Origin of the sequence: Chitinophaga sp. 180180018-3 (assembly GCF_037893185.1) — a bacterium.
Lineage (GTDB): Bacteria > Bacteroidota > Bacteroidia > Chitinophagales > Chitinophagaceae > Chitinophaga.
In genome coordinates this window covers 835,982-862,943 of record NZ_CP140772.1, presented here as the reverse complement: position 1 = coordinate 862,943, position 26,962 = coordinate 835,982, and the positions used below count along the sequence as shown (strand labels likewise).

At 44.3% G+C, this 26,962-nt stretch carries 27 protein-coding genes and 1 other RNA gene; 16 read left to right on the top strand and 12 right to left on the bottom strand.

Annotation, left to right across the window (positions count from 1 at the left end; genetic code table 11):
- The first annotated feature begins 64 nt into the window (after positions 1–64).
- Both UNH61_RS03520 and UNH61_RS03515 read left to right on the top strand, forming a co-directional pair.
- The gene (locus UNH61_RS03520) at positions 65–1,657 is read left to right on the top strand and encodes an ABC-F family ATP-binding cassette domain-containing protein (protein WP_326990730.1); all 1,593 of its coding nucleotides are present in this window, start codon (positions 65–67) and stop codon (positions 1,655–1,657) included.
- A gap of 148 nt (positions 1,658–1,805) precedes the next feature.
- Positions 1,806–2,537, top strand: coding sequence for a YoaK family protein (locus UNH61_RS03515; RefSeq protein WP_326990729.1), 732 nt, complete (start codon positions 1,806–1,808; stop codon positions 2,535–2,537).
- Between the two features lie 16 nt (positions 2,538–2,553).
- Here UNH61_RS03515 and UNH61_RS03510 read toward each other — a convergent pair whose 3' ends face one another.
- Positions 2,554–3,303: a Crp/Fnr family transcriptional regulator gene (locus UNH61_RS03510; protein ID WP_326990728.1), complete on the bottom strand. Its 750-nt coding sequence runs from the start codon at positions 3,301–3,303 to the stop codon at positions 2,554–2,556.
- A gap of 128 nt (positions 3,304–3,431) precedes the next feature.
- Between UNH61_RS03510 and UNH61_RS03505 the strand changes: the two genes are divergently transcribed.
- Positions 3,432–4,043: a methyltransferase domain-containing protein gene (locus tag UNH61_RS03505; protein ID WP_326990727.1), complete on the top strand. Its 612-nt coding sequence runs from the start codon at positions 3,432–3,434 to the stop codon at positions 4,041–4,043.
- Between the two features lie 96 nt (positions 4,044–4,139).
- On the opposite strand, the gene UNH61_RS03500 is transcribed toward UNH61_RS03505, so the two are convergent.
- From UNH61_RS03500 to UNH61_RS03490, 3 genes are all read right to left on the bottom strand, one after another.
- Positions 4,140–5,819, bottom strand: coding sequence for a SulP family inorganic anion transporter (locus UNH61_RS03500; RefSeq protein WP_326990726.1), 1,680 nt, complete (start codon positions 5,817–5,819; stop codon positions 4,140–4,142).
- Positions 5,820–5,874: 55 nt separating this feature from the next.
- Positions 5,875–6,189 (bottom strand): DUF983 domain-containing protein, encoded by a 315-nt coding sequence (locus tag UNH61_RS03495; RefSeq protein WP_339070684.1) that lies wholly within the window; start codon positions 6,187–6,189, stop codon positions 5,875–5,877.
- A gap of 197 nt (positions 6,190–6,386) precedes the next feature.
- Complete coding sequence (locus UNH61_RS03490; RefSeq protein WP_326990724.1) at positions 6,387–6,791, bottom strand: hypothetical protein; 405 nt, start codon at positions 6,789–6,791, stop codon at positions 6,387–6,389.
- Between the two features lie 141 nt (positions 6,792–6,932).
- Here UNH61_RS03490 and UNH61_RS03485 point away from each other — a divergent pair, with 141 nt between their 5' ends.
- From UNH61_RS03485 to UNH61_RS03460, 6 genes are all read left to right on the top strand, one after another.
- Positions 6,933–7,589 (top strand): Crp/Fnr family transcriptional regulator, encoded by a 657-nt coding sequence (locus UNH61_RS03485; RefSeq protein ID WP_326990723.1) that lies wholly within the window; start codon positions 6,933–6,935, stop codon positions 7,587–7,589.
- 168 nt (positions 7,590–7,757) lie between these two features.
- Positions 7,758–9,197 carry an ATP-binding protein gene (locus UNH61_RS03480; protein WP_326990722.1) on the top strand — a complete coding sequence of 480 codons (1,440 nt, stop codon included), beginning with the start codon at positions 7,758–7,760 and terminating at the stop codon, positions 9,195–9,197.
- Between the two features lie 371 nt (positions 9,198–9,568).
- The gene (locus tag UNH61_RS03475) at positions 9,569–10,549 is read left to right on the top strand and encodes a hypothetical protein (protein ID WP_326990721.1); all 981 of its coding nucleotides are present in this window, start codon (positions 9,569–9,571) and stop codon (positions 10,547–10,549) included.
- Positions 10,550–10,824: 275 nt separating this feature from the next.
- Complete coding sequence (locus tag UNH61_RS03470; protein WP_326990720.1) at positions 10,825–11,253, top strand: hypothetical protein; 429 nt, start codon at positions 10,825–10,827, stop codon at positions 11,251–11,253.
- Positions 11,250–11,729 (top strand): nucleotidyltransferase, encoded by a 480-nt coding sequence (locus UNH61_RS03465; protein WP_326990719.1) that lies wholly within the window; start codon positions 11,250–11,252, stop codon positions 11,727–11,729. The genes UNH61_RS03470 and UNH61_RS03465 overlap by 4 nt, the downstream gene beginning before the upstream one ends.
- A gap of 59 nt (positions 11,730–11,788) precedes the next feature.
- On the top strand, positions 11,789–12,562 hold the full coding sequence (locus UNH61_RS03460; RefSeq protein WP_326990718.1) for a restriction endonuclease: 774 nt from the start codon (positions 11,789–11,791) through the stop codon (positions 12,560–12,562).
- Positions 12,563–12,633: 71 nt separating this feature from the next.
- Here UNH61_RS03460 and ssrA read toward each other — a convergent pair.
- From ssrA to UNH61_RS03440, 4 genes are all read right to left on the bottom strand, one after another.
- Positions 12,634–13,008: a transfer-messenger RNA gene (gene ssrA / locus UNH61_RS03455) on the bottom strand.
- Positions 13,009–13,075: 67 nt separating this feature from the next.
- The gene (gene rseP / locus UNH61_RS03450; protein WP_326990717.1) at positions 13,076–14,410 is read right to left on the bottom strand and encodes an RIP metalloprotease RseP; all 1,335 of its coding nucleotides are present in this window, start codon (positions 14,408–14,410) and stop codon (positions 13,076–13,078) included.
- Between the two features lie 84 nt (positions 14,411–14,494).
- Complete coding sequence (locus tag UNH61_RS03445) at positions 14,495–15,661, bottom strand: 1-deoxy-D-xylulose-5-phosphate reductoisomerase (RefSeq protein ID WP_326990716.1); 1,167 nt, start codon at positions 15,659–15,661, stop codon at positions 14,495–14,497.
- A 92-nt stretch (positions 15,662–15,753) separates the two neighbouring features.
- Entirely contained in the window at positions 15,754–17,253 is a 1,500-nt protein-coding gene (locus tag UNH61_RS03440) for a GH3 auxin-responsive promoter family protein (RefSeq protein ID WP_326990715.1), read from the bottom strand.
- Positions 17,254–17,555: 302 nt separating this feature from the next.
- Between UNH61_RS03440 and rplU the strand changes: the two genes are divergently transcribed.
- From rplU to UNH61_RS03405, 7 genes are all read left to right on the top strand, one after another.
- Positions 17,556–17,912 (top strand): 50S ribosomal protein L21, encoded by a 357-nt coding sequence (gene rplU / locus UNH61_RS03435; protein WP_326990714.1) that lies wholly within the window; start codon positions 17,556–17,558, stop codon positions 17,910–17,912.
- A 47-nt stretch (positions 17,913–17,959) separates the two neighbouring features.
- A complete protein-coding gene (rpmA, locus tag UNH61_RS03430; protein WP_326990713.1) occupies positions 17,960–18,238 on the top strand; it encodes a 50S ribosomal protein L27 in 279 nt (92 codons plus the stop codon).
- A gap of 64 nt (positions 18,239–18,302) precedes the next feature.
- The gene (locus UNH61_RS03425) at positions 18,303–18,689 is read left to right on the top strand and encodes a hypothetical protein (RefSeq protein ID WP_326990712.1); all 387 of its coding nucleotides are present in this window, start codon (positions 18,303–18,305) and stop codon (positions 18,687–18,689) included.
- A 182-nt stretch (positions 18,690–18,871) separates the two neighbouring features.
- Entirely contained in the window at positions 18,872–20,554 is a 1,683-nt protein-coding gene (locus tag UNH61_RS03420; protein WP_326990711.1) for a helix-hairpin-helix domain-containing protein, read from the top strand.
- Positions 20,551–21,261, top strand: coding sequence for a PrsW family glutamic-type intramembrane protease (locus tag UNH61_RS03415; RefSeq protein WP_326990710.1), 711 nt, complete (start codon positions 20,551–20,553; stop codon positions 21,259–21,261). The genes UNH61_RS03420 and UNH61_RS03415 overlap by 4 nt, the downstream gene beginning before the upstream one ends.
- A gap of 70 nt (positions 21,262–21,331) precedes the next feature.
- Positions 21,332–21,973, top strand: coding sequence for a DsbA family protein (locus UNH61_RS03410; protein ID WP_326990709.1), 642 nt, complete (start codon positions 21,332–21,334; stop codon positions 21,971–21,973).
- On the top strand, positions 21,970–22,467 hold the full coding sequence (locus tag UNH61_RS03405; RefSeq protein ID WP_326990708.1) for a GNAT family N-acetyltransferase: 498 nt from the start codon (positions 21,970–21,972) through the stop codon (positions 22,465–22,467). Before UNH61_RS03410 ends, UNH61_RS03405 begins: the two co-directional genes overlap by 4 nt.
- A 209-nt stretch (positions 22,468–22,676) precedes the next feature.
- Here UNH61_RS03405 and UNH61_RS03400 read toward each other — a convergent pair whose 3' ends face one another.
- From UNH61_RS03400 to UNH61_RS03385, 4 genes are read right to left on the bottom strand one after another with little or no spacing between them, the layout of a single operon-like run.
- The gene (locus UNH61_RS03400; RefSeq protein ID WP_326990707.1) at positions 22,677–24,035 is read right to left on the bottom strand and encodes a di-heme oxidoredictase family protein; all 1,359 of its coding nucleotides are present in this window, start codon (positions 24,033–24,035) and stop codon (positions 22,677–22,679) included.
- A gap of 29 nt (positions 24,036–24,064) precedes the next feature.
- A complete protein-coding gene (locus UNH61_RS03395; RefSeq protein ID WP_326990706.1) occupies positions 24,065–25,153 on the bottom strand; it encodes an imelysin family protein in 1,089 nt (362 codons plus the stop codon).
- A gap of 10 nt (positions 25,154–25,163) precedes the next feature.
- Complete coding sequence (locus tag UNH61_RS03390; RefSeq protein WP_326990705.1) at positions 25,164–25,595, bottom strand: Rieske (2Fe-2S) protein; 432 nt, start codon at positions 25,593–25,595, stop codon at positions 25,164–25,166.
- Between the two features lie 19 nt (positions 25,596–25,614).
- On the bottom strand, positions 25,615–26,865 hold the full coding sequence (locus tag UNH61_RS03385; RefSeq protein ID WP_326990704.1) for a hypothetical protein: 1,251 nt from the start codon (positions 26,863–26,865) through the stop codon (positions 25,615–25,617).
- Between the last annotated feature and the right edge of the window lie 97 nt (positions 26,866–26,962).

Here is a 26,962-nt window from a genome sequence, read left to right as displayed (position 1 = left end):
ACATGAAACTTACATCCTTCCCACAGGCTACTTCATTCTATTTCCCATCAACAACAGCTATCACATGTATATCATCGCACAACATATCAATTTTCATACATCCAATCACCAGTTGCTCTTCAACGACATTAGTTTCACGCTCAGAAAAAATGAGAAAACAGCTATTGTAGGTAATAACGGAGCAGGTAAAAGTACGCTGCTAAAAATGATCGCCGGTCATTTGAAAAATTATACCGGCGAGCTGCACGTCAACGGACGCCTGCACTATGTGCCACAGCATTATGGTCAGTTCGATCAGCTGACCGTTGCTGAAGCGCTGGGAATAGCGCCACTCCTGGCTGCATTGCAGGCCATAGAACAGGGTTCTACAGATCAGCACTACTACGATCTGCTCGAGCATCACTGGGATATTACTGCCCGATGTGAAGCTGCATTTGCGGCATGGCATATCAGCGGCATTGCGCTGGATCAACCACTCCGCCAGCTAAGCGGAGGCATGCGCACCAAATTGTTTCTCTCCGGTATCGACATCTTCGAACCGGATATTGTGCTGCTGGATGAGCCTACCAACCACCTCGATCGTGTGGCACGTAAACGGCTATACGAATGGATGGATAACACCAACGCGGGAGTGATGCTTACCAGCCATGACCGGGAACTGCTTCGCAAATGCACGCCCATACTGGAGTTACAATCAGGCAATATCAAAACCTATGGAGGTAACTATGATTTCTATGCCGAACAGAAGGCAATCGAAACAGCAGCATCTGCCCACAAGCTGGCATGGCACGAAAAAGCATTGAAAGAGGCAAAGCTGAAACAGCAGCAAACCCTGGAAAGGAAACAGCATGCTGATGCGGTGTCCAGGAAAAAGACGATGCATAGCAGCGAGCCTAAGGGCCTCCTGAATGCCAGGAGAAATGCTGCTGAAGGAAGCACAGCACGACTGAAGGATGTACACAGCAATAAGGTAACCGAACTTCGGAACGATCTGCAGGAAGCAGCCTCCATGGTACAAATAGAACAGATCATGAAAGGCTATTTCGATAATCCGGTATTACCACCCGGCAAAATACTCATAGAAGTAAATGGCCTCAATTATGCGTATGAAAGCGGGCAATCACTCTGGCCTGCGCCGTTGGACTTCATTATACGCAGTGGCGACAGGCTGTCTGTTTCCGGCGCAAATGGCAGTGGGAAAAGCACCTTGCTGAAACTATTACTCGGCCAATTACATCCCACTTCCGGAAACATCAGAATGGCTCCCTGTACAAGTTTGTTGCTGGATCAGGATTATAGCCTGGTTAACCGGCAAAAAACAGTACTGGAACAAGCGCTGGATTTCAATGCAACCGGACTGGAGCCGGCTAAAGTACATACACTGCTGGCTAATTTCCTGTTCAAACCAGAGAGCTGGGATAAATCATGTGCAGTGTTAAGTGGCGGCGAAATGCTGCGCCTGACATTATGTTGTATGATACTGCAAAACCAGACACCGGATATTATTTTCCTTGATGAACCGGTGAATAACCTCGATCTGGCGAATATCCGTATGCTGGCAAAGATATTTGCAGGATACAAGGGAACGCTGGTGGTTATTTCGCATGACAATGTTTTTCTGGAAGATATTGGAATAAAGAAAGAAGTATATTTGTAGGAGGAAGGCAGAGAGTGGGTTGACTGATACAGCCCACTCTTCCAAAAGTGATCTTCTGCAATTTTTCCATTGCAAACGGTCAATTATCGGGGAATCAATCTGCTGTTACCTTTGATGCTACTGAGGGATTGTTCAATGAAGATAGCAAATGCTACGTCATACAGGAAGTAAAAGAAACTATAAGCAGAATTTACGGCTGGCAGTCTTATTATGCTCAACAGCCGGAATGGTAAACGCAGCCGGGCTTTTTGCCTTTTCAGTATTAACCACCAACGTCACCGGCCACGCAGCATTGTTAGCACATAAACTGGCAACAGGCGATCTTCGCTCCACCAGGATGGTTGGTTTATGGCTGTTACTTTTTCTCGCCGGGGCCTACTTTTCCAGCTATTGTATTGGGAAAGTAGGGGAACATAAAAGACTGGTATACACAATTCCAATCGTAATTGAAATAATAATACTGGTATTGATAGGAAGCTTTGGCTATACTTTCGATCATTCCATTGTCAAAACGGAATATTTCGCCGGCAGCCTGCTTTTCGCTATGGGCATGCAGAATGCACTGGTATCCACCATTTCAGGATCAGTTGTCAGAACAACCCATTTAACCGGAATGTTTACCGACCTGGGTATCGATTTGCATACCTTAATATCGGGTACCAGCAAAAACACAGTGGCAGTAAAAAGAAAAATTATACTGAGACTGGTGATTATTATATTTTTCCTGATTGGTGGAATAATAGGGGGTTATGCCTATCTGCAAATGAAGTATTATACATTTTATCTTCCTGCAGCTATATTGGTAATTGCGTTGTTCTATGATGCGTTTCGCATAAGATTCACTAAGATGGTGCATCGCATCAGGGCGCGTGAGAATTAAAATGAGGTGTAAATCCCTATTGATAATTCGCTATCTCAATTAATTTCTTTACATCCCGGATAATAATTTTCCTCCCCTTTGTGGTCAAAATTCCCGCCTCTTTAAATTCGGCAAGCACCCTCACTACGTTTTCCCTGGCCGTGCCTACCAGGCTGGCAAGATCTTCCCGGCTGACATTTATTTCTATCGGCATTCCATCAGCGAAATTGGCCTTGTATTTTTCCCGGACAATAATCAACTGGAGAGCCAGCCGCTCTCTCACTGTTTTTTGAGCAAACATTGTCACGCTGTTAACTAACACAGCAAATTCATGACTTAACGCTTTCAGTAATCTGCCGTTCAATACAGCGGAATGTTCTATGGCATTTAAAAAATCTTCCTTCGGAATAAAAGCTATCGTGCTTTCCTCCATAGCTGCGGCCGAATCCGGGTATGGATCTCCCGAAAGAATAGCGTGATACCCAAGCAGCTGGCCTGTATTGGCAATGTAGACAATCTGCTCTTTGCCGTCGCGGTCGGCTTTATATTTTTTAACTTTTCCCTTGCTAATATAGAAAATTCCGGAAGGATAGGCACCCTCCCGGAAAATCATTTCATTCTTTTTATATATCTGCTCGCTTTTGTGTATAGTCAATAGTTCATAATCTGCGGGAGGCAGGTCCGCAAAAATAGATTCGCTTTTAAAATCCCACTTATCTATTGGGAAAATCCCCTTGATACTCATAGTTACCAAAATTAACTTTTTTTTAAAATTGAAAAAAGTCACTTCCTGAGTTGCTAAAGTTCACCTCCGGTAGATTAATTCAGAAATATCTTTGCAGAACGAATGAAGCAGCATAGCTGAAGCAGGAGTATCTTGTGCAGCAAAGCTTTTTGTGGGTTAAACAAGTATACATGTCAGCAGAAACATCCTCTTTATCGGGTCATCTGAACAAATGGTTTGATTCAGATACTGATTTCCATCATCTTTACCCTCTTTATATACAGATTCTGGCGCAAAAGCACTGGACGCCGCTCGAAGTGATTAAAAAAGCGGCGGACTTTCTGGCCATCACACCGGGTGCAAAGATTCTGGATATTGGCAGCGGACCTGGTAAATTCTGCCTGGGGGCTGCTTATTATAAGCCGGAATGCGCTTATTATGGCATTGAACAACGCTACGACCTGGTACGGTATGCAACAGTTGCGAAAGAAATACTGGGTTTTGGCAATGTCAATTTCATCCACAACAATATCGTCTACATTGATTTCACACAGTATGATCACTTTTATCTCTTCAACTCCTTCTATGAGAACCTTCCCGGCACCTATAAAATAGACGACAAACTAACCTATTCAAAATACCTGTACAATAAATATAGCTGGTATGTATACGGGCAGCTGGAGAAGATGCCTGTTGGTACCAGGATAGCTACTTTTCATTGTTCAGACGATGAGATGCCAAACGGATATTACCTGGTAGGTGCCGATGTTAATCAACTCCTGAAATTCTGGATTAAGGTGTAGCGGATAATTATTTTATGTAGATATTATCCAATCGGCCATTATTCAATAAAGCGCTAAATGCCAGGAAAATTACGATTTTGTGCCGATGCGATTATATTATTTCAAATCTGCTTTTACATTCTTATCTGCCAGTATTTTTTCGCTCCTCTCAATTGCCCGGATAAAAGTGCTGACCACATTAGCTTTTCCAATACTAAAAAGCAAGCGTGAATTTTTCAATTCGTCGTATACATTTCCTTCCTGTACCTCCGATAAGATCAGTTTTGTTCCCCGGTGTTTCATATCATTATTGACATCTTTGAGCGTTTGAATGCCCGTTGCATCTATGATAGGCACCTGTCTCATCCTGATAATCAATACCTGTGGCCTGCTCTCAATAAACTTACTGGCATCTTTAAATTTATAGGCAGCACCAAAAAACAGCGGGCCGGTGATTTCAAATACCTCTACTCCGGCAGGTACGGAAAAATTTTTGATGGACAATGGGTCTCCATTCCTTTTACCTCCATTGGCCTGTTTCGTTAGAATATTGACATTACTAAGTTGTGCCATTTTTCTCATAAACAGGAATACAGATAGTATCATTCCAATTTCAATGGCTACGGTGAGGTCTACAATCACCGTGAGCAGAAAAGTGACCACTAATACAACTGCATCACCTCTCGGGCCTTTTGCAATGGCAACGAAATTTTCCCATTCACTCATATTGTAGGTCACTACTACGAGAATACCGGCTAATGTAGCCATGGGGATCAGCGCTGCCCATTTGCCAACAAAAAGTATGATCAGCAACAATGTTAAAGCATGAACAATCCCGGCAACAGGTGTGCGGCCGCCGTTCTTAATATTAGTGGCTGTTCTTGCAATAGCGCCGGTGGCCGGTATACCGCCAAAAACAGCCGAGCTGATATTAGCAACTCCCTGAGCAACCAGTTCCATATTACTCTTGTGTTTACCGCCAATCATACCATCAGCTACGACAGCGGAAAGCAACGACTCGATTCCTCCCAATAATGCAATGGTAAATGCAGGCTGTATTAATTGCTTGATAGTGCTGAAATCAAGATGAGGGAAAACAGGAACTGGCAGGGAGGTAGGAATACTGCCAAATCTGCTGCCAATTGTTTCCACAGGGAGTTGTAGTAGTGTTGTTGCCAGGGTTGAAAGTATAATGGCCACTAGTGAGCCCGGAATTTTGTGCGTAACTTTTGGCCAGAGAAAAGTCACCAATACAGTAAAAACAGCAATCGCCAATGCATAGTAATTCAGCGACGAAATATTTCTGCCATATATAACCCATTTCTCAATAAAATCAGCAGGAATAGCCCCTATCCTTAGTCCGAGAAAGTCTTTGATCTGCGAGGAAAAAATAACCAGCGCGATGCCACTGGTAAAGCCAACGATCAAAGGATAAGGGATAAATTGTATGACAGACCCCAGGCGTGCTATTCCCATGATAATGAGAATTCCTCCTGCAATAAACGTAGCTATAATAAGACCATTAACACCGTGCTGCTGAACAATTCCATATACGATTACAATGAAGGCACCTGTAGGCCCTCCAATTTGCACCTTACTACCTCCCAGCGCGGAAATGATGAAACCAGCTATAACTGCTGTATAAAGACCTTTTTCCGGAGATACACCGGAGGCGATAGCAAACGCAATGGCCAGTGGCAGTGCTACAACGCCAACAATCAAACCAGCCAGCAAATCCCTTACAAATTGTACGCGGGTATACCCCTTTAACGTCTCTATTAATTTAGGAATAAACATACAAGGTGTTTAAATACTGATTGCAGCGGCCTTCATAAACAGCGTATACCTTATATCATGATGTCAGTTGCTTGTTCAGGTTTTCAGGCGCACTCAAAGCTTCGGGATCATGATAAACGTAAAAATTCAGGTATACGGTCCGGGATAAACGCATCAAAATGGGCATGCCCACGGTGAGTAAAATACCGTTTACAATAAGCCAATGATAAATACTATTATCTTTCCAGGTGATACCAAAGATCAGCCAGTACCAGGTCAGGTTAAACAACGATATAAGTACTGCCAGCACATAACTTACATACCCTGTTCCATACCAGAAACCAATTTCCAGTTCAGTCTTCTGATTACACGCAGGACAATGGTCGTGCATATCCAGGATTTTTGTGAGCTGATAGGGATTATCGTTTTTGAATAATTTTCCTTTTCTGCACCGGGGGCACTTATTCTTTAAAATGCTGGTAATAAAATTAGACTGTTTCATTAAAGTACTTTTCAACTGTCCGGCATGTTGATATAGGGGAAAAATCGCGACAAACCAACAGATACCGTAGCTTCCGCGCTGAATGGTCAGACGGTTACTATCGTTTGCGTGAATTTCTTATATGCTTCCGGTGAAAGCAGCAACTCCTGGGTTCCAAACTTCACTGGAGATACAAAAAACACCCACCCATTATCCTGCGGGCTTTCTATAATGAGGTTGGGATTTTGTTTAAGCTGCTGATTTTGTCCCAAAAACTTGCAGGCAACAGGAGCAAGTACCGGGATAATTTCTTCAGCCGTATGAATTTCAGCTATTAATGTTCCCCTTTCAACAGTACTTTTTGAGGGAAAGTATTTTATATCTGTAATCTTTTTAACCTCTTTAAGCCTGTATGCAGAAACCCCGACAAATCCAACACTTCCATTCCATGCAATCCATTCGTGACTTTGGGTGAAATTGATTCTCGGGCGAGAAATAGTTGATAGTTTCATACCGCAAAGGTACCTTTGAAGCGATTTGGTTTAACTGATACTTTTCAATTTAAAAACTGCAAAAAATCACTTTTTGATAGCTTTATGAGTCTGGCTGGTCTGTTTCCCATCGACAAATGGAATTTCAAATCAGAGTCCATTTTGAACAATCTTCCAGGAGATGAGTATGCCTCTCTTTGTTCCAACATGCTGGAACAACGGTACAGTAAAGGGGAGGTTATCTTCAGAGAAGGAGGAGCAGCCACCGGTGTTTTCCTGATAAAAAAGGGAAAGATAAAAAAGTATAAAGTTGACAAACTCGGGAAAGAGCATATAATATACGTGGCCAATTCAGGCCTAATCGGCTATCATGCCATTCTCGCAGAAGAGCGCTACCCCGACTCCGCTGCGACTTTAGAGGAAAGTGTTATCGCATTTATTCCTAAAGAGGATTTTCTAACTGCACTGGAAACATCGAAGGTCCTGTCCTACAGGTTACTTAAAACACTAAGTCATGAATTTACAGTGCTGACCAATAGCATTTCTGTTTTTGCCCGGCGGTCGGTCAGGGAACGACTGGCGATTGCCCTGATTGTATTGCGGGAGCGGTTTAAAGCCGAAACCCTGCCTGAAGAAGATATTATCATCAATGTATCCCGGGGAGATCTGGCCAATATGGTGGGAACTGGTAACGAGAACATTGTCAGGCTTTTAACGGAATTTAAGGCTGCCGGTATTTTAACTACTTCCGGGAGAAAGATTTGCATTAGTGATATCAGGGAACTTGTCAGGATGTCTGGCAGTGGTAATGAGAAGTAATATAACCCTTCCGGTGATCTTATAAAGTTGTTGTTATTGTGTTTTTCGGAGATAGTTTTGGCTGCATATCGATTTTGATAGCCAGCCAAAACTATGTATTTTTGAGTAGTTTTGGCTGCGTATCGATTTTGATAGCCAGCCAAAACTATCTTCGAAAAACATACGACTATGGAAAAACTAATTGGCAGAGAAGATGAAAAAAAAATATTACAGGAAGCACTTTCCTCTTCCGGAGCCGAGTTGATAGCCATATACGGGCGGAGAAGAGTTGGCAAAACCTTTCTGGTTCGCCAGGTTTACCAGGATCGGATACTCTATGAATTCTCTGGCGTGCATAATGCTTCAGTCAAAGAACAACTCGAAAATTTTCGAAATGCGATTGCCATTACGTTAAATACGCCAATACTGCCAGCGATACCCAAAAACTGGACTGAAGCGTTTCTATTACTGACTCAGTTAGTTGCTCCCAGGCTCAAAAAACAAAAAACAGCCATCTTCTTTGATGAATTTCCCTGGCTGAGTTCCCCCAAGTCTGGCTTCCTGCCTGCATTTGAATACTTCTGGAATTCCTGGGGATCCAGGCAGGCAGGTTTGGTAATAGTCATTTGTGGCTCAGCAGCTTCCTGGATGATCCAGCGCGTAGTAAACAATAAGGGAGGGCTTCATAACCGAATCACCAGGAGAATACGCCTTCTGCCCTTCAACCTGCAGGAGACATCTTCCTACCTGAAAAGCCTTTTCGTGAATCTGGACCATTACCAGATGCTCCAGATCTACATGGCACTGGGCGGCATCCCCCATTATTTAAAGGAAATCAGAAAAGGAGAAAGCGCCACCCAGGTCATTGACCGGCTGTGCTTTACCAAAGATGGTCTGCTTACTACTGAATTTATGAACCTGTATAATTCCTTATTCGAAATGGCAGAACGCCACGTTTCGGTTGTAAAGGCATTGGCGACGAAGGCAGCCGGCCTTACACGCAATGAGATTATACAAGAAGCTGGTCTGCAAAGTGGCGGCACCACTACCAGACTATTAGAAGAGCTTGTCCAGTCAGGCTTCGTGGGAACTTATCTGCCGTTTGGAAAAAATTCAAAAGATCTCATCTATAAACTGGTTGACGAATACAGCCTGTTCTACCTTAGGTTCATTGAACATTCGAGGGCAACCGGCCCGGGCACCTGGATCAGGCGATCTTCTTCTCCATCCTGGAGGAGCTGGAGTGGGATGGCGTTTGAAGGCATTTGCCAGAAACACTCTCTGCAAATCAAACAGGCGCTGGGCATTTCCGGCATCTATACGGAAGCATCCGCCTGGCGATCCAATACTGCGCAGATAGATTTGTTACTCGACCGGCAGGACGGTTGTATTAACATCTGTGAAATGAAATTTTCAAACACGACATTTACGGTCGATAAATCTTATGCTGCAGAACTACAGCGTAAACTCACCAATTTTCGGGATAAAACCAACACCTCCAAAACCTTATTTTTAACCATGGTAACGACCTATGGAGTAAAGGATAATCAGTATAAGACGGCATTAGTTCAGCAGGAAGTGACGATGGAAGATTTGTTTAAACGGACATTTCCTGTAGCGATATTTTGAAGCCTTTGCCGGATTTCATTGAAGCTCAATTTGCAATAATAAGGCAATGAAAACCTCTTTGCTATCAACAAAAAAGCCGCTATTACAGCGGCTTTAAGATAATACACCCGTGCATCAGACAGGAAACTTTTCGAACCAATTTTTGGAAGATTTGAAATTTCTTTCTGAGTTAATCTGTTGATATAAATAATATGCTTTTTTGTCATTTTCTTTCGATTTAAATTTTATTAAAAACACTACTGTACTGGTATTGCAGTTTGATGCAGTATTTTCGGGTATACCTCTTCCTGGTACTAAAATCCCAATACAGACTTGTTGAAGGAGGTATTTCCGCTTGATTCTGTTTATCTATAATAAATAAATGACCCAATATGAAACAATCTGAAGTTCCCGTTCCGCAGTACCCATGGCCAACGCTTACTTCTCCGTTTGCAGAAAGCGATTTCCCCGAAGAGAAAGAGTGGTATGATTCAGAGTATACATTTTTATCGAAGGAGACAAGAGAAAAATATAAAGGACACATACTGGCAAAGTGCTCAGCCTGGATGGTGCCTGCTCTCAGTGATCGAAAGAGTCTTCTAATGGTTAGCCGGTATCTGAATTACCATACTGTGTTCGATGATTACTTTGAACTTTGCCCTGTAGACAAGGCCAAAGCCTATAGAGATCATTTGGTAGAGATCGTATTGGGCAAACAACCCAATCCTGATGATATCGGCTTGTTTCACCAGGCGGCCAAAAGCATGAGTGAGGTCAGAGATACAGGAATGCCTGCTTTCTGGTTTGAGCGGATGGCCCAGGAATTTTATGACTATACAACCTATGGGCTGATAGAAGAAACGCCCTATAAACTGGCCGGTGGCAAAATTTTCCCTCCCCTGCAGCATGTGTTGTCCCTGCGTGAGTATGCCATTGGCATGGGTCCTTATTTTTGCATGATAGAACCGGCTTTCAGGATCAGCGTCCCGGTAGATATTTTCAGACATCCGATGATCCAGAACATCCGCAGAAATATCTATCGTGCGTTTGGACTTCAGAATGATCTGGTATCATTAGAAAGAGAGCTGAGTAGGGGAATTGAAGTCATTAATGCCATATTAGTATTACGGCATTACAATAAGATATCCCTGGAAGAATCCTGTGCGGAAGTGCTGCGCATGCATGATGCATATGTAGCAGAAGTTGTGGCAATAGAGGCCAATCTTCCGGAATTTGGTATTCACAATGATGTGGCACACCAATATATTTTCCATATGAAGCAGATGCTATCTGGTTTGGGTAATTGGTACCAGAAAAGTGGTACGATACGCTACATACCCAGCGGTTATCCGGAACCAGAGTATGGCAAATAGCCCTTTTCCCTGGTAACTATTCTATATCCATACACTATATACGCTGGCCGAGGCTTTCAGCCAAAATAAAACAGGACAAACTGAAGATGATTTCAATTTGTCCTGTTGGGTGGAGGGAAGCGGGAAAATATCGAACTTTTTGGAGGATTTTGAGGCAATCTGCCATTCATTGAATGTTCTTGTCAATGGATAGATCTGTCTTTTTAAGACAAAAATCGCTTTATTAGTTTTAATACCGTGACTAATATGTGGTTTATATTTGTTAAATTCGAATTATGAAAACATCAGATTCCCTTAATAAGCGTGTAGTTATAGTTTACTGGAAAAACAGGCCTGAAAATCCATTTGAAGTTTTTTCCAGCCTTAAAAACTTTTGTATCAGTTACAGTGAGTACAATTACAATACTCTTAGTAATTACCTAAGCAAGGACAAAATTGCTTATGAAAATGCAATAGTGCGGGTAGAAAGAAAAGAGGTGTATTTAAGGCCTAAGGCAGATATGGCATCTGCAAGAAAAATAATACCAGTTGTACGTAGGGTTGCTCTTAAAGAAGCAGAAGATTATGTTCATGATGTAAATTATTGGTTGTCCAAAACTCCTTTTGAGAGATTATCTGCTGCCGCTTTCATAGTAAGGCAATCGCTGGGTAAAGGAAGGGTGTTGGATAAAACCAAAATGGTTAGAAAAAAACTAAAGGCATGATATTAGAGAAGGATTTTGAAGATTTTATAAAATTGTTGAATAAGCATGAAGTGAAATATATGGTGGTGGGGGGGTATGCACTTGCCCTGCATGGTAAGCCACGTCATACTGGAGATCTTGATATCTGGATTAAAGTTTCAGAAGAAAATGCCGAGCGGCTTTTGATAGTTATCAGGGAATTCGGTTTGTCATCATTAGGCTTGCAAAAGGGTGATTTTCTGGAAGCTGGTTATATCACTCAAATAGGTTATCCTCCTCTGCGAATAGATATCTTGAATAGTATTGATGGAGTGACATTTGATGAAGCTGCTATTCATATGCAAAGCCTTCAGGCAGAAGATGATTTAGTGATCTGTTATATAGGGCTATCCGATTTTTTGAAGAATAAGAAAGCGTCTGGCAGAAAACAGGATTTGGCTGACATTAAAGAGATTAAAAAGTTACATTCAACAAAATCTGCGAAAAACAAGAAGTAGTGGAGTAATAAAGGAGTGTAGCTTGTAGAGTAGAGCTAAATAGAGAAACAAAAAAGAAAATGTTTTTTCAGAAAAATACAAATAATAAGGGGAGGGATTTCGAAGATTATGTTCATCGTATCTACGATATGATGCTTAACATGGATATTGCCTATACGGATGAAATTGTAGTTACAAAGAATGCTAAAATTCGGGTAGGTAGTTATACGAATGAATTTGATATCTATTACGAGTTTACAAAAGCTGGAGTTCGGCATAGGGTTGCTATTGAATGCAAAAATACAAATGCTCCGGTTGATAAAGGTAGAGTGCATGAGTTTGAATCAAAAATAAGAAAGGTGAACAATCTTATCGGAGTGATTGTTTCCGTGTCAGGTTTTCAAAAAGGAGCCGCTGCATTAGCAAAGGAAAGTGGAATAATTACTCTGCACATTGATGAGCTACCAAATTTTTTTCAGCTGATAGCTTTGCAATTAAAGAAAACGTTTTTACCTGACTCTAAACAAAGAGGAGAGCCATTTTATATTCTTATGGAAGTTAATTTACATGGTGAATTAACCGGAAGTTATGAGATAAATAATCATAATAATAGAAATATTATCTTCTTGTTTATTTCAAGAAAGCATGCAGATGAGTACATTAGGCGTAAAAATATAAAAGATTTGCAGCCCCGTGCTCTAAAACAAGAATCATTTGAATATGTGATATTGATGGCTAATCGTCAACACGCCAATTTTGGGGTAATTATTATTCCGGCAGATGCTAATGCGAATTATATGTGTATGGAGATATCACCCGATGTGTTAAGAGAAGAGTACTATTATATAACATAGACTTGATCCGAACTCTGGGCGCAAGTTCTAGCTAAAAATAACAAAGCCTCAACATTCGTTGAGGCTTTCTCTCGTGGAGCTGGCGGGAATCGAACCCGCGTCCAAACATAATCGCCGAAAGCTTTCTACATGCTTATTTACGCATTGAAATGTCGGAACTCAGCAGGGGCGCAACAAACCAACCTCGTTCTTATCCGTTTGCGTTTCAATAATCACTCACAGAAACCATGATTACCTATCCCTATGGGTTTGATGATTCAGCGGCGGGAGTCGCATAAGGCGACAACTCCGGGCGGCTATAATGGATGTCTAATCTCTGATTAGGCAGCCATGGCGTAGTTAGATTCGCCATTTGAAGTTTGAATATTCAGATTAACGTGCTAATTATCCAACGCACGGCATGCTTACACTTTCAAAGATCTATGCTGTCAAAACCAGGCAACCCCGGTAACTGTTAGCTTACAAAGATAGGAAAAAAAACTGGCATTTGATAATCAAATGCCAGTGAACGTTTTAGAAGAATTTCTTGAGCAGGTTTCGCCATAGATCCAGGCCATTGGCAAACAGCAACAAACTGAGCAGGATCAGCATCCCGGCAATCTGGGCATATTCCATGAACTTTTCGTTAGGCTTACGGCCGGTAACGATCTCGTACAGCAGGAACAATACGTGCCCGCCATCAAGCCCCGGAATGGGGAGTATATTCATAAATGCCAGTACGATCGATAAAAATGCGGTCATCTCCCAGAACACCCGCCAGTCCCACATTTCGGGGAACAGGTTGCCTATAGTCATAAAGCCGCCAACAGATTCAGTTACTTTAACTTCTTTGGAAACAAAGATCAGGCGCAGCTGTTGCACGTAGGATACCAGCTTGTCAACGCTTTCACTTACCCCGGCCGGAAGTGCCTGTAAAAAGGTATACTTCGTAGTATCCAGATTCAGCATCAGGCGCGGATATACGCCAAACTCGCCTTTTTCACTGAGCTTAGCGGCCAGGTTAAGGGTATCTTTTCCCCTGACTACACTCACAATTACATCTTCACTCTTATGTTTCTTGATTTCTTTGGCAAACTGGTCGTAAAAAGGTACGTCCATCCCATTGATAGCAATCAGCCGGTCGCCGGACTGCACGCCTACTTTAGCAGCGGCACTGCCAGCACGGGTGCTGTCGGCGATATAAGGCATACGCGGCATCACAAATGCGCCTCTCTGCTTCAGCAGGGCGTTACCAAAACCTTCTGGCACCGTCAGGTTCAGCTCTTTTCCTTCACGGTTCACCTGTATACTCTTTGCCTCATGCAACAGTATATTCTTTGCTATAGATTCAAACTTCTCAACCGGACGGTGATCAATCGCCACAATCTTATCTCCATCCTGCATACCAATACTGCGGGCCAGCGAATCTGTTACCACACCGTATTTCACGGAAGCATTGGGAAGGTAGGTATCTCCCCAAACCCACAATGTCATGGCGTAAATAAAAAATGCCAGCAGAATATTCACCGTTACGCCCCCAATCATAATGATCAGTCGCTGCCAGGTGGGTTTAGACCGGAACTCCCAGGGCTGGGGAGGCTTGGCCATCTGTTCCCGGTCCATGCTTTCATCTATCATGCCGGATATCTTCACATAGCCGCCTAATGGCAACCAGCCAACTCCATACTCCGTTTCGCCTTTTTTGAATTTGAAGAGGGAAAACCATGGATCAAAGAATAAATAAAATTTCTCCACCCTGGTCTTAAACAGCTTGGCCGGGATAAAGTGGCCTAACTCATGCAACACTACCAAAATAGAAAGAGACAGTATTAACTGCGCGGCTTTCACCAATATAACCTCTGTTGTCATTTAATTGTTTCTGCTTTAATCTGCCCAATATATCTGTTTTAATACATATTCCGGCAAAACTCTTTGTTAATTTTTAATGGCAATTTATATAACTATCGCATTGATAAGGGATGCAGCATGTTCACGTGCAGCATTATCGCACTCGTAATAATCATGCAATGTCGGGGCAGCTATAAACGGCACTTTTACCAGCGTTTCTTCTATCACCTCAGTCATTTGCAGGAAGCCAATCCTGTTTTTCAGGAATGCGTTCACCACTTCTTCATTGGCGGCATTCATCACACAGGCGGCGTTTCCTCCTTTGTGCATCGACTCCATCGCAATAGCCAGGTTCCGGAATGTTTTGGTATCGGGCTGCTCGAAGGTTAGGGTCGGATAATTACGGAACGATAATCTCGGAAAATCGTTCTGAATACGATCGGGATATCCCAAAGCATATTGTATGGGCAGCTTCATATCGGGCAGGCCCATCTGCGCTTTCAGGGAGCCATCCACAAACTGCACCATGGAATGAATGACGGATTGCGGATGCACCACCACTTCTATACTTTCCGGAGCCAGGCCAAACAACCACCGGGCTTCGATCATCTCCAGCCCTTTGTTCATCAGGGTGGCAGAATCGATCGTTATTTTAGCACCCATGCTCCAGTTAGGATGCTGCAGGGCATGATCTTTCTTTACGTTAATGAGGAAATTGGGCTTTTTACCGAGGAACGGCCCGCCTGAAGCGGTGAGGATCACTTTTTCCACCTTGCTGAAAGGCTCTCCCTGCAGGCATTGAAAAATGGCCGAATGCTCAGAATCCACCGGCACAACGGACACATTTTTCCTGCGGGCGGTAGCCATTACAATATCTCCCGCTACTACCAGCGTTTCTTTGTTAGCCAGGGCCACTGGGGTTCCCTGTTCTATTGCTGCCAAGGTGGGCGCCAGGCCGGCAAATCCCATGATGGCAGCCAGCATCATATCAATGGAGCTCCAGGTAGCCACTTCCACCATCGCTTTAGGGCCCGCAAAAACCTTGATGCCTTTATCAAATAAGATGTCTTTTACCTCCTTATACTTCTCTTCATTTCCAATCACTACCGCATTCGGCTTGAACTTCAGGGCCTGTTCTATCAGCAGGTCCGCATTCTGCTGTGCAGTCAGTACTTCCACACTGAATAAATCAGGATGGGCGGCAATCACGTCCAGCGCCTGTATTCCAATGGATCCGGTAGATCCGAAGATAGCAATCTTTCGTTTGTTCATCACAATGATTTACTTTTAAAAGTTAACAAAAAAGGAAGAATCAGTTGTCTGAAACCATCGGTACAACTGTGTATAAAATCAAGGGCTGATGGTTATTTCAGCAGATAGGCTGCCAGCTCGTCGGCCAGCTTTCTGTCATTGCTTAAACGAGGCACTTTGTTTTGCCCGCCGAGTTTTCCAATAGCTTTCATATAGTCAATAAAGCCCTGTTTTCTTACCGGTCGTATTTTTAGGGGTTGTAAAATATTTCCTGTCAGCAAATCATTATAGTAAATGTTCTTTTCCCTCATCAGCTTATCCACCTTTTCGGCAAAAGCAGCCAGGTTCCCCGGCATGTTTTCAAATTCCACAAACCATTCGTGGTAAGGCAGTTCGCCATTGGTTTGTACCATTGGTGCTACTGTAAACTCTGTGATCTGCACATTTTCCTCAGCAGCCGCCTTCATCAGGCTGTACTCAACTTCCTCGCCGATCACATGTTCGCCGAAAGCAGATATAAAATGCTTAATACGGCCTGTCACCAGCAACCGGTAAGGGTTTACGGATACAAATTTCACCGTATCCCCCAGGTTATAGCCCCACAATCCTGCATTGCTGTTGATGATCATAGCGTAATTTACGCCTGTTTGCACGTCTTTTAGCGACAGTCGGGTAGGATTTTCGTTAAAAATCTCATTGGCCGGAATAAATTCATAAAAGATCCCGGAATTAGTGTTCAGCAGCAGTCCTTCCTGATCCTGGGTATCCTGGAAAGCAAAGAAACCTTCTGATGCCGGAAAGGTTTCAATGGTATGTATCGGTGCACCGATCGACGCCATCAGCTTAGCCCGGTAGGGCTCAAAGTTCACACCGCCATATACCAGCACATCAAAATTCTTGAATATCTCTTTGATCCGCTTCCCGTCCGTACGCTCCATCAGCCGGTCGAAATACATCTGTACCCATGGTGGTATCCCGCTGATCAAGGTCATATCCTGATTGAGCGTTTCGTCTACTATCTTGTCCAGCTTCGTTTCCCAGTCATCAATACAATTGGTTTCATAAGATGGCAGCTGATTCGTACGCAAATACCGCGGAATATGATGATTCACAATTCCACTAAGCCTGCCGGTAGGGATTCCGCCCACCCGCTCCAGTTCAGGGGAACCGGAAAGAAAGATCATCTTCCCGTCTGCAAAAGCAGTATTGCCGGTTTCTCCCATGTAATTCAACAGTGCATTACGGGCAGTATCTATGTGATTACTGACAGAATCCTTCGAAATGGGTATATATTTAATGCCACTGGTGGTGCCGGAGGTCTTAGCCAGATAAATAGGCTGCCCTTTCCACAGTACGTTCTGCTTGCCCTCTTTAATCCTTTCTATATAAGGCTTAAACTGTTCATAGTCTCTTAATGGCACAGCCTGCCTGAACTCTTCATAGTTCTGCACACCGTTAAACTTATGATCTGCCCCGAATTCCGTCTTTCTGCCTGTCTTTATCAGCTCCTGCAGGATAGCCTCCTGATCTTCTACCGCCCTGGTCATTTCCTTCTTTATCTTATTATGGACAATGGAAGCAAATGGTTTGGCCAGCAGTGATTTAAACTTCATGCCTGTTATTTTATGATTGATAGATTAAAGATGGGGATTATTTTTATTAACTCCCATCCTATCTGTTTTTAGTTCCGTAAACGACAAAAGTATACAAATTTGCTTTGGTTTGCACCGCAAAATAGGGGATTTTGACAGACGGAGAAATAACATGAAGATGTGGATGTTGCAGCCCGCAGCTACATAGGGAATTTGTTAAAATTATTTAAATTTCAGGAAAGTATGTATCTTTGAAAAGATTAAGCTTTACCCGGTCTCCCACATGTGTTTATACATTGTGGATTAAAAAAGACCGAAAAACTTTGTCTATTAGAAAACAAAAGGTTACTTTTGCGGAAATTATATTTTGGATAATTATGTTTGCAGTTGTAAAAATAGCAGGACAGCAGTTCAAAGTACAAAAAGACCAGGAAATTTTTGTACAGCAGTTACAGGGAAATATTGGAGATAAAGTTGAATTCTCCGAAGTACTGTTAACTGATAACGGTGGTAAGCTGTCAGTAGGCACTGATGTAAAATCAGTAGTAAAAGCAGAGATTCTGGCTCATGTTCAGGGTGATAAAGTTATCGCTTTCAAAATGAAGAGAAGAAAAGGCTTCAGGAAGAAAGTTGGTCACCGTACCCACTTTACAAGAATCAAAATCAATGAAATAGCTTAATTTATATTGAGCTGTATTTTTTAGACAAAGTTTAAAGTAATCATACAATGGCACATAAAAAAGGTGAAGGTAGTGTAAAGAACGGCCGCGACTCCCAAAGTAAAAGACTGGGAGTGAAAATCTTCGGTGGTCAGTCAGCTATCTCTGGTAACATTATTGTTCGTCAAAGAGGTACTGTTTACCATCCTGGTAAAAATGTAGGTATTGGTAGAGATTTTACCATTTTCGCAGTTGCAGATGGCGTGGTTGAATTCAGAAAAGGTCGCGAAAACAAAACTTACATTTCTGTTAGAGCATTTGATACCACTGCTCAGGCGGAAGCCTAATCAGTGTTAGCCATAAAGTTTTTTTTTATACCCAATTATTTTACTAACCCAAATTCAAAAAACAATGGCAACAATTAAAAAAGCGGCTGCTAAGAAAGCTGCTCCTAAAAAGAAAGCTGCTCCTAAAAAAGCCGCCGCTAAGAAAGCTGCTCCTAAAAAAGCTGCTGCTAAGAAAGCTGCTCCTAAAAAAGCTGCTGCTAAGAAAAAAGCTGCTCCTAAAAAAGCTGCTGCTAAGAAAGCCGCTCCGAAGAAAGCTGCTGCTAAGAAAGCTGCTCCTAAAAAAGCTGCTGCTAAGAAAGCCGCTCCGAAGAAAAAAGCTGCTCCGAAGAAAGCTGCTGCTAAGAAAGCTGCTCCTAAAAAAGCCGCTGCTAAGAAAGCTGCTCCTAAGAAGAAAGCTCCTGCTAAGAAAGCAGCTGCTGCTCCTTCAACTCCTCCAGCTCCGGCTAATTAAGATCGGAATTACAAAATGTAGTTATAAAGATCCTGGCTTATACGCCGGGATCTTTTTTTTAATTAAGGATCAGAAATGAAGAATTAAGAAACGGCGGGAAGAAATTGACGGTCGACAATACAATGCATCAATGTCTTCCCGCCGTTTCTTAATTCTTCATTCCTAATCCTTAATTTTATTTCATGGATAACAGCTTAATCTCCGACAACCTCTCCCTGCTGTCTAAACTTATGGACATCCACGGGGAAAATAGCTTTAAGGCTAAATCTTTTGCCAGCGCGGCATTTACGATAGATAAACTACCCAATCAACTGAAAGATACACCCAGGGAAGAGATCTTCCGGATCAAAGGGATCGGGGAATCTACAGGCAAAAGTATCCTGGAAATGCTGGATACACGCCAGTTTACGCTCCTCAACCACTATGTGGAAATCACCCCGCCCGGCATACTCGAGATCATGAAAATCAAAGGCCTGGGCCCTAAAAAAATTGCCACTATCTGGAAAGAACTCGAAATCGAATCCATGGGAGAACTGCTGTATGCCTGTAACGAAAACAGGCTCACACTCCTGAAGGGCTTCGGGGCGAAAACCCAGGAAAGCGTACGGCAGAATATAGAATTCTACCTGTCGAACCGCCACCGGTTCCTGTATGCTGAAGTGGCTGCAACCGGGCAAAACCTGGAAAAACAGCTGCTGGAACTATTGGCACCAGCACAGGTGGCACTCACCGGCGCCTTCCGCCGCCATAGCCCTATCATCGATGAAATAGAGCTCCTCATTGCGGCACCGGCCAATACTATTCAGGAACAACTCTCCCTGCTGCCAGACTTTACGCTCTCTGAAAGCAATGCCGATAACCTGGTATGGTTGCTCAATGAAAAGCTGAAAATCGTTACCCATAGTTGCGAACCGGCTGCTTTCTATAGCAAACTATTCACCACTACCGGTTCCAGCGCTTTTATAGATAAGTTTCATAGCAGTCATGCCATCCCTCATGATGCCGCCTCTGAAGAAGCTATCTTCAGCGCTGCCGGTCTGGACTATATCCCGCCCTTCCTGAGAGAAGGCGTAAACGAAATAGCACTGGCAGCTCAGCATAAATTGCCTGTTGTGATTGTTCCGGAAGACATCAAAGGCATTATCCACTCCCATAGCAATTGGAGCGACGGTGAATCTTCCCTCGAAGAAATGGCCCTCGCTGCAAAAGCCAAAGGCCTGGAATACCTCGTTATCAGCGACCACTCCCGCTCTGCATTCTATGCAAACGGCCTGCAGATCGAACGGGTATTGGAACAACATGCTGTCATCGATGAACTCAATAAAAAACTGGCTCCTTTCCGCATTTTCAAGAGCATAGAAGCCGATATTCTCAACGATGGCTCATTGGATTATCCGGATGAAATACTGGCTAAATTCGACCTGGTAATCGCATCTGTGCATTCCAATCTTAAAATGACAGAAGAAAAAGCGATGGACCGGCTCCTGAAAGCCATCCAAAACCCACATACTACGATACTTGGCCACATGACGGGCCGGCTCCTGCTAAGCCGGAACGGCTACCCGGTGAACCACAAGGCCATCATAGATGCCTGCGCTGCCAGCCATGTAGTAATTGAGCTCAATGCTCATCCCCGCCGCCTGGACATCGACTGGACCTGGCTTCCGTACGCACTGGAAAAAAACGTGATGATCTCCATCGACCCGGATGCCCACAGTATAAAAGGATTCGGTGATGTGTACTATGGGACCCTCGCTGCACAAAAAGGCGGTGTCACCAAAAACAATAACCTCAGCAGCTATAGCGCTGATATGCTGGATAACTATCTCCTGCAACGTAAACAAGCTAAAAATATCCTCCCATGATGCTACTGGCTCTGGCCGTTGCCCCCGGATTCGCGATATGTCTTTTTATCTACCTGCTCGACAAATACGACCGGGAACCAACCGGCCTGTTGGTAAAAAGCTTCCTGCTGGGAATGGCCTGCGTGGTGCTTCCTCTTGCCATACAAGCCTTCGCAGTGGCTGCCGGTATGCGGGAAAACAATGGTACCATTATCGGCACCGCTGCTTTCGCATACGGAATTGTGGGCATTTCGGAAGAATTGGCCAAATTCCTCGTGCTGGTGCTGTTCGCCTACCCCAAAAAGGCCTTCAATGAACCACTGGATGGAATCGTGTACGCCGTTATGATCGGGATGGGATTTGCCACCCTGGAAAATATCTCCTACGTGGCCAAATATGGCTTCGGTACAGGGGTAGCCCGTATGTTCCTTTCAGTACCGGCACATGCCACCTTCGCCATTCTGATGGGATATTATACCGGCCTCGCCAAATTCATTCCGCAAAAAGCTACCAGCCTGCTCTATAAAGGACTCTTCATTGCCGTTTTCTTTCACGGAACATTCGATTTTTTCCTTTTCCTGGGCAATAATATCCTTTTGATGGGCGCTTCTATCATCACACTTATCTTCGCGATCCGCCTATCCATAAAGGCTATACGAAAAGATACTGCTCTGTCGAAGAAGCTGTATGAAGAACATTATTTCGACAGCAACCAGGAACAGGAATAAACGCTGCTAACCGGGCTGGGAACCACCAACGGTTCTCACCCGGGTTTTATTTACCTTTGGGTCAAAACCCATGCGCTTCATCTATATATACGACCCGTTGTGTGGCTGGTGCTACGGCTTTACACCTGTTGTTCAACAACTGCAGGAACGCAGTAATGGCGATATGGAATTCAATATCCTCTCAGGAGGGATGATTATCGGGGATAACCGGCATCCGTTCTCTGCCATGAATACTTACATTCAACGCGAACATGTGAATGTGGAAAACCTGACCGGCGCCAAATTCGGCGCGGGTTTCCTGGAGAAACTATTACCTTCGGAAGAGATCATGGATTCGGAAAAGCCCTCCATTGCGCTGACAGTGTTTAAAGAGTACCAACCCCAGCACGCCATCAGTTTTGCGCACGATATGCAGGTAGCACTCAACTTCCACGGCCATAGCCTCAATCACGATACCACTTACCGCTCGCTGATAAGGAAATTTAGTTTGCCGGAAGACGAGTTCATCAGTCGTTTGCATGACGAACATTACCGCTACGAAACGCACCAGGAGTTCCAGTTGATCCAGAACTGGGGTATTACCGGGTTCCCGGCAGCTATCCTCGATACCGGCAAACAGCTTTACCTCTGCGCCAGGGGCTATACACCGATCGACCGCCTCGAACAAACTATAGAAAATATTCTTCGCGAAAACAATAGCTTATCATCATGACATACCAGATCAAAGCAGCTACCGTAAGCGATATTCCCGTCATACAGGACCTTACCGAAAAAATATGGCGCCCTACGTACCAGTCGATTCTGACTCCGGAACAAATCGAGTATATGATCGATATGATGTACAGTACCGAGGCGCTACAACGCCAGATCAGCGAGCTGAAACACCAGTTCCTCATCCTGCTGGACAACGAAAAGCCCATCGGCTTTGCTTCTTACAGCACTACCGATGCCAGCAATATTTTCAAGCTGCATAAGATCTATCTCGATCTTTCCTATCAGGGCAAAGGCGTAGGGAAATTCCTGCTCTTGCAGGTGGCAGAACAGGTCAAAAACCGGGGCGCCGATATCCTGGAGCTGGATGTCAACCGCTTCAATAAAGCCCGACTGTTCTACGAAAAGCAGGGATTCAGCGTTTATAAAGAAAAAAATACAGACATCGGTAACGGCTACCTCATGGAAGATTATGTGATGCGAAAACCTTTATAAAAAAAGCCCGGTAAGGACATACCAGGCTATTCCCAAGTTAACCATTAAAAGACACAACTCTTTTTACATTCAATATCTTTATTAAAGTAATGTACGAGAAGAGCTGAAACGCGGATTTATCCCGGAAAAAAAATACGAATTACCAATTAGGAATTCCTATCTGGTAATTCGTATTTTTTTTATGCACAAGCCGCTGATTATAAGCAGCCTTATAACGATTTAAGAAATTGTATCAGATGTTCCCTTTGAAAAGCCGACAGTTTCACATATTGTTCCCGGCTGGAGGCAGCTTCCCCATCGTGCCAAAGGATGGCCTCCGGCAAACTTCTGGCCCTGCCATCGTGAAGGTAGTAGGGGATCCCATTTGTTTTTTCAAACAGGCCAATGCCCCAAAGTGCCGGTGTTTTCCATTCGCTTCCGTTGGCGAGGAAGTCGGGGCGACCATCAGCCAGCCCAACGCCCATATCGTGCAGCAACAAATCCGTGTAAGGATGTATACGCTGATTACTGAGCGCCTTAAATCGTACATCCGTTCCCGTTTGTACGGTGGGGATATGACAGCTGGCGCAACCTATCTGAGCGAACAATACTTCTCCCTGTTGTACCGCCGGATCGATTACATTCCGGCGTGCAGGTACAGCGAGCGTTTTGATATAGAACACCGTTGCATCCAGTATGGTATCCTGCAGCAACGGGTCGGTAGGCCGGCCTTCATTCTGGGGTTGTCCGAAGGCACTTTCCACCGGAAACACCCGGTTGGTAATGCCCATATCCTGCTGATATGCGGCTGCTACCTGGGTAAGCAATGTAGCGGTATTGGCTTTCATACCGTAACGTCCCAGCATCATCCGGCCGGTAACAGGATCGTATACATAGTTGGGCCTGCCGCTGATGCCCTGGTTTTCGCTGGCCTGTCGGGCAGCAAAACCAGTGATGGTGGATTCAGGAATAAGATCCAGTAATCCCAGTCCAAAAAAAGGCGGCGCCATCCTGGGGGAAGTCTGTACGTTAGCCGGCAACGGGATATAAGCATTGATTAACTGATAACCAGGTTTATGCATCACCGTTATAGTACCATCCGGATAGATAAAATGCTGATCGGTATAGGTGATCGATACTTTGGCTTCCGGTTGCTTGCCAAATATGGCCAGATCCTGCAGCTGCAGTCCGAAACCCGGCACCGGCAGCGGACCGCCATGTTCATCGGCGCCGGGAAGGCTCAGTCTTACCAGCATCGAAGAAGTATTCAGACCGGTAGTTGGGTTGCCTTTACCATCGTTATGATGACAGCTCTTGCAGCTCACATTGTTGTAGATAGGCCCCAGTCCTGCGTTCACAGGAGCTGGTGCGGTAACGAAAGTCTGATCGGATTGTTCGTCGCCCAAATCGTGTACATGCTGATCCAGGCTATTTAAACCGGGAATACTGTGTCCGAACGCTTTACTTGTAACATCGAATACTGTTGACTCTCCACCGGTAAGGCGAGGGTCATAGTCTGCTTCCCTGAATGCATCCGGCTTTTTGCACATCATCAGCAACACGGGTGATGCCAGCAGCAGTGCGGCCATATAAATTCTTCTTATCTGCATGGCTGTTACTAGTCGGTGATATTATTTATCACAAATGTTTTCAGATCTTTACTCAGTACGTCCTGCAGCGCATTGATAGCATTCATGGTATTCTGGCATTGCACACGTTGTCCGTTGTCGAGTATCGCTTTTTCATACGGCAGCGTGATAGCATCGAAGGAAGCGATAGCAGCCTGGAATTTTTCCTGGATTGTTTTATTCAGGGCAGCATTTCTGGCGGCTACCACCTGACTGAGCCCTGTACTTTGACTACCGAGGAAGGTGCCTGTGTAGACAGCATAAGCACCGGCAATGTTATTGCGAAAATCAGTTACAGAGTTTCCACTGAAAGGAGATTCCACCTTAGTGCCATCTTTCTGATCAAATGGTTGTTTCATCTTGTTATTACCTACTTCTTCGCAGATACCGGCCATTCCGCTTACTACTGCTATAAATACATCCTGGCGTTTGGGATACAGGGTGTTTCCACTGTTCCCGGCAGTGAGTAATTTGTTGCTGTAATTACCACCGGAAGCGATCCAGCTATTGGCCAGCTGATCGCAGATCTGTTTAAGATCTGTAGTCAGGCTGCTGATGTATTTCATTTCCCGGGCGTTGATGCCGGCCGCTTTGCGGCTTCCATCTGCGCCCCATAATATATATTCAATCGGGTGATATCCCCGCAACGAGTAAGGCAGTTTCTGAATATCACTTACCTCCAGGGCATTACTGCTGTTGATGACAGCATCCAGTTCTCCTTTATCCACCGGCCAGGTATCCATACTGGGATCCAGGTTATCATCTTCCACGGGGCCGAATAAGAATCCTTCACATTGTTCCCAGGTGGCACGCATATCCCGCCATGCCTGCTTCGCTGTAGCAAGATTGGTTTCAGTGGGTGCTCCTTTCAGGATTGTTACTTTATCATTGAAGGCTGATGCCCTCTGTGCCAGGTCGTTATATCCCGGAATAGCTGTTTTGCCTGTAAAATCAGTGATAAAGCCTGTTTTCAGTGTATTGAAATCTGTTGTATTGCCGGTGTTGGGCTTATCGCTTTTTGAGCAGGAAATCAGGCAGGTCATGAAAGCGCCTGCCAGCGCATATTGTATTAATTTCATCGCTTAGTTATTAAACATGAATGATAAGATTCGCGTCCCGCACTTCTGTTCTTAATTGTGGCAAACGGGTGGCCGCAGGGCCTTTCTTTACCTTTCCATCTTTGTCGAACTGACTGCCGTGCACCGTACATACGTAACCGTTACCAGTGGGCGTAAGTGGGTTATGCTGGTGTGTACAACGCAACAGCAATGCCTCATAATTATTGTCGGGCTGCTTTTTCACGGCAATCTCATACGCGTAGTTACGCGGACTTATCACCTGTAGCGTGGCCTTATCGAACAATGTGAGTGGTACCTCCACCTGGTTGCCAGCCATAGTGGCTTTGTAGCTTTTTATAGTGCTGCACGATTCCAGTAAATCAACTACTGAAAGGCTCATGGCGCCAACAAGACAGGCCTTACAGGTGTCTTTGAGGAAATTCCTCCGGTTAAGATGGCTCATGGTATTAAGCTTTAATTGTTTAAAAAGAATACCCTATTCCGATGTTGAAAAACGTGTTGTTGTTCTTATATGGAACGCGGGTGGGGCTTGGATTGATGACCAGATCAGGGTTTTCATCGCCGGTATGCATAAGTCGTACATCTGCTTTGATCACCACATTTGGAATTGGCAGATAACTGAATCCGGCAATGAGATGCTGTTGTTGCTGGGTTCCGTCGTAGATAGCATTGGCAGGTGTAGCATTGTTAAGGTCAAACATCTCATAGCGGGCAAAGAGGTTCAGTTGCTGTCTCTGCAGCCTGTGGCTTTTTTCAAACAGGTTATACGCTCCTTCCAGGTAAGCGCCATACATTCCTTTGGCGGTATTGCTGGCGTAAGCATTATTAACATCCTTAGCATCCGGGAAAGAAATTGAAGTAGCCAGCAGTTTAAAGGCGAATCCATTCCGTGCATATTGCACATCTGCTTCTCCGAGGTATAGCGGCAATGCAGCCATGCCATAGTTCAGTGAAAGGCTGTCGGATTTCCGCTTGTTCAAACCGTTTGTTCCTCCTGCATAACCGGATACCTGGAATTTGAAATCTTTCCAGAAATACTGTAAGGAAGCAGTAATAGCAAGGTTGTTGGCAAATGCCCCCTGGCCTTCTGCCCTGCCTTCCTTAATACCCGTACCATGTGCAAACTTCGAAGCATCCAATCCGTTTACCACAGCAATGCTATAATTCAGCGGCAGATTTTTCAGTCGCCCGTAAAAGCCTACTCCCAGCTCGCGCCAGGTGGCCGGTATCACTACCTGTTCTACCAACGGACGTTCAACGCCGTTGAAATTTACGGGCAGGTGATTCTCGTTCAGCAATCCTATCCTCGGTGTAAATAACCCTGCTACCAGGTACTGGCGTGGATTCAGGTTAAAGCGAAGATAAGCCTGCTCAAATGCCAGTTCTCCGGTAAATCCATTGTTCTCCTGTCCTATTCCTGCTTTCGCATTCTCTAATTCCATCTCACTGAAAAACGCGATCTTTTCGTTGAACTGATGCCCCACAAATAATACGGCTCTCTCAAGTGTGGCAAACGACATCTGCTCGTTGAAGTTCCTTTGATAGTACGCCGATCCGTAACCGGAAATAACTGTTTTGTTTTTGGCTACCCCCGCGTTAAGCGAGTCTTCGTTGGTTGATAACACTAATCTCTGGGCTGCTGTTATTTGCTGGGCATTAGCAAAACACACTGTTAACAAACATCCCAGGAGTGCTGATATGCGCTTTTTCATCACGCAAATTTTGCTCTTTACGTATGATAAAGCTGTATCATAAACGGAATTTTTCGATAGAACTATCTAGTATGGCATCTTCATAAGGTTAACTAAC